The 3,595-nt window shown below is 73.7% G+C and carries 2 protein-coding genes and 1 pseudogene; all 3 read left to right on the top strand.

Annotation, left to right across the window (positions count from 1 at the left end):
- The first annotated feature begins 252 nt into the window (after positions 1–252).
- The gene (locus C1A33_RS22320) at positions 253–1,731 is read left to right on the top strand and encodes an MFS transporter (RefSeq protein ID WP_243407825.1); all 1,479 of its coding nucleotides are present in this window, start codon (positions 253–255) and stop codon (positions 1,729–1,731) included.
- 147 nt (positions 1,732–1,878) lie between these two features.
- Positions 1,879–3,216 carry a PP2C family protein-serine/threonine phosphatase gene (locus C1A33_RS22315; protein WP_243407824.1) on the top strand — a complete coding sequence of 446 codons (1,338 nt, stop codon included), beginning with the start codon at positions 1,879–1,881 and terminating at the stop codon, positions 3,214–3,216.
- A gap of 175 nt (positions 3,217–3,391) precedes the next feature.
- Positions 3,392–3,595 (top strand): annotated as a pseudogene (locus C1A33_RS22310) (recombinase family protein); the annotation flags it as partial.

Genomic DNA, 3,595 nt, shown 5'->3' with positions numbered 1-3,595 from the left:
ATCATGCCGTTGTCATCCTGACGCCGGAGTTGATGTGCTGACCCCGCCCTGAAGGACGGGGCCTGCGCGCTACGTTCTTCGGTCACCCCGCCGAGGCCATCCTCGCCGTGCGTACCCTCCGGGCGGGGGGTACCGGCGGGGGAATGGCTGGCCGGGCCGCGGGCGGCGAGCGTCGTCTCCGTGAACGAACAGACCTCTGCCTCGACCGTGCGGCCGTCGCGCCCAGAGCGGCGCCCGGAGCCTGAACAGCGCGTGCCCGAGCCTCGCGACCCGGACGAGGCCCGCCGGCGACGTCCCGTCGAGCCGGCGGCGGACCGGATGACGCCCCGGCAGCGGCTGGCGCTGGTGCTGCTGCTGGGCACCCAGTTCATGCTGGCCATCGACTTCTCGATCCTCAACGTCGCCCTGCCGTCGATCGGCCACGGCGTCGGCCTCGGTGATCGCGACCTGCAGTGGATCGCGACCGCGTTCGCGCTGCCCTCGGCGGGGCTTACGCTGCTGTTCGCGCGGGTCGCGGACCTGGCCGGACGGCGCCGGACGCTGCTGACCGGCCTGGTGCTGCTCGTCGCCGCGTCGCTGCTCGGCGGGTTCGCGCAGGGGCCCACCGAGCTGCTCGTCGCCCGGGTCGGTCAGGGCATGGCGGCGGCGATCGCCATCCCGGCCGCGTTGTCGCTGCTGGTCATCACGTTCCCGGAGGGGCCGGTCCGGCAGCGGGCGCTGAGCCTGAACGGGGCGCTGCTGCCGGCCGGGTTCACCGTCGGCGCGCTGGTCGGCGGCCTGCTCACCGGCTACCTGAGCTGGCGCTGGGCGTTCCTCGTCAACGTGCCGGTCGCCGTCGTCATCATCGCGCTGGCGCCGCGGGTCCTCACCGGTGGGCGCGGGGACGCGGGCGGGCGCCTCGACGTTCCCGGTGCGCTGACGGTGACGGCGGGCCTGGTCGCGTTCGTCTACGGCATCTCGCGGGCCGGCGAGGAGGGCTGGTCGGACCCGTGGGTGTGGGTGTCGATCGCCGTCGGCGCCGTGCTGCTCGGCGCGTTCGGCCGCATCGAGAGCACCAGCCCGCACCCGCTGGCCTCGCTCGATGTGCTGCGGCTGCGCCACGTCGGCTGGGGTAACGCCGGCGGCTTCGGCGTCTTCGCGCTGGGCAGCTCGATCGTGTTCATGATGACGCTGTACCTGCAGCAGGTGCTGCACTACTCGGCGGTGACGACCGGTCTGATCTTCGGCGTTCCGGGGGCGGCGGCGTTCACGGCCGGGCTGCTCGGCCCGCGCCTGCTGGGGCTTGTCCAGGCCCGGGCGTTGCTGGTGATCGGCCTGCTGTTGCAGGCGCTGTGCGCGCTGGGCCTGGTGTTCGCCGGCGTCGACCGCGGGTCGCTGACCCTGGTGCTGGCGGCCTCGGCCGTCGGCTTCTTCGGCCACGCCTGCGGCATCGTTGGCTACCTGGTCACCGCGACGTCGAATCTCCCCGACGAGCAGCAGGGCCTGGCCACCGGCCTGACCACCATGACCCAGCAGGTCGCGCTGACCCTTGGCATTCCCGTGCTGAGCGCGATCGCGAATGCCCGCGCCACCGCGCTGACCCACGCCGGCGGCCACTCGGCGGCTGGCGCCACCCTCGGCGGCATCCGCCTCGCCCTCGGGGTGAACGCGGCCGTGACCGTCGCGGTGGCGGCGCTGGTCGCCGTCTTCCTGCTCGTCCGCGGTCGAGGTCGGCCTACTGCCGACTCGTAACTCGTTGTTACGATGCTGGGGTGCCGGCGACGCACGTCATCGAGGGCGCAGGGCGCCGTCGTCCGCCGCCCGTACCGGATGCCGGCACCGGTGCGGGTGCGGTTCTGGCCTTCGCGGGCGCGGCGGCGGCCCGGAAGGGCGAGCGCGATGGGGAGGCGGCTACGGAGCACGGCGGTCGGGGCTGCGGCGGCGGACGTCGACTCGGCGGAGATCGCGGCGGTCGGGGCTGCGGCCGAGGAGGCGTCGCTCGCCCTGGCGCTGGCGCGCTCGCGCCGGCTGTTGGCGGTGACCACCGAGCTCGGTTCGGTGCTGACGGTCGACGACGTCGCCACCGTCGCGTTCCGTACGGCCGTCGAGGGCGCGTCGGTCGCCTTCGCCGGGTTCGTCCTCTACGAGGACCGCGAACCGTGTCGGGTCATCGCCTGGCCGCGGCTGTCCCAGCCAATCTTCAACCAGGTGTGGGAACGCGGCCACGGCCGGCGTCCCGGTCCCGCGGCGACCGCGGACATCCTGCGCACCGGTGAGCCCCGCTTCGACGCCACCGGCGCGACCTACCTGCGGGACTATCCGGACCGTACCGAGATCTTCGGGCTGCTGAGGATCGACGCGACGGCCACCCTGCCGCTTGTCGTCTCCGGGCGGATCATCGGCGTGCTGTCCCTGGGCTGGACCGGCCCGCGCACCTTCGACGAGGACGACCGGGCCTTCCTGCGCACCCTGACCGGCGTGTACGCACAGGCGATCGAGCGGGCCCGGCTGCACGAACGGCAGCTGTCGGTCACCGAGGTACTGCAGCGCGCGATCCTCCCGCGGACCCTGCCGGACGTGCCCGGGCTGCGCCTCGTGTCCCGTTACCTGCCGGCCGGGCCGGACGCCGGCATCGGCGGCGACTGGTACGACGCGGTGGTGCGCGCCGACGGCAGCGTCACCCTCGTCGTCGGGGATGTCGGTGGCCACGGGCTGCCCGCCGTCTCGACCATGGCAGAGTTACGTCACGCCGCCCGCGCCTATGCGATCGAAGGCCATCCCCCGGCGGTGATCACGACCCAGCTGTCGGCGAACCTCGCCGCCTGCCCCGACGACGACACCTACGCCACCGCCGTCGTCGTCCGCCTCGAACCCGACACCGGCCGGCTCAGCTGGTCCTGCGCCGGCCATCCACCGCCGCTGCTGGTCGCCGCCCGTTTCGCCACCTTCCTCGACGACCTCCACGGCCCGATGCTCGGCGTCGACCCCGAGGCCAGCTACGGCCAGAGCGAGACCTCGCTACCGCCCGGGGCGCGCCTGCTGCTCTACAGCGACGGCCTGGTGGAACGGCGCGGGACCTCGCTCACCGACCGGCTGGCCGAGCTCGCCACCTGCGCCACCGCCGCCGCCTGCGCCGACCTCGACCTTGACGGACTGTGCGGCCGCGTCCTCGCGGAGATCGCCGGCGCCGAGGACCGCGAGGACGACCTCTGCCTGCTCGCCGTCGCCATGCCCTGAGCCCGCCGCGCCGGTCGGGACGCCGACCCTCGTTCCTCCGCGGTCCCGCGGGACCGCGCGACCCACGGGATCGCGGTCCGGCGGGACCGCCCGTGAGCGGTGAGGGAGATGCCGGGGTTGTGAACTGCTGACTAGCAGCGCTCAATAGGCTGCTCCAGGCGCCTATAATGGTCAGGTGAACCTGAAGGAGTGGGCCGAGTCGCAGGGCGTCGCGTACGTGACCGCCCGGCGCTGGTACGCGGCTGGCACGCTCCCGGTCCCCGCCCGCAAGGTTGGCGGCCTGATTCTGGTCGGCGACGTCGAGACACGGCTGGTGCCATCCGGTGTGACGGCGGTGTACGCCCGGGTGTCGTCCGCTGACCAGAAGGCCGACCTGGAC

Source organism: Frankia canadensis, from assembly GCF_900197875.1.
Taxonomy (GTDB): Bacteria; Actinomycetota; Actinomycetes; order Frankiales; family Frankiaceae; genus Frankia; species Frankia canadensis.
The sequence above is the reverse complement of the archived record's forward strand: the minus strand, read 5'-3'. Positions and strand labels throughout refer to the sequence as shown.

Coding starts and splice junctions, on each gene's coding strand:
- C1A33_RS22315 (WP_243407824.1), top strand. CDS start 1,879: ATGGGGAGGCGGCTACGGAGCACGGCGGTCGGGGCTGCGGCGGCGGAC.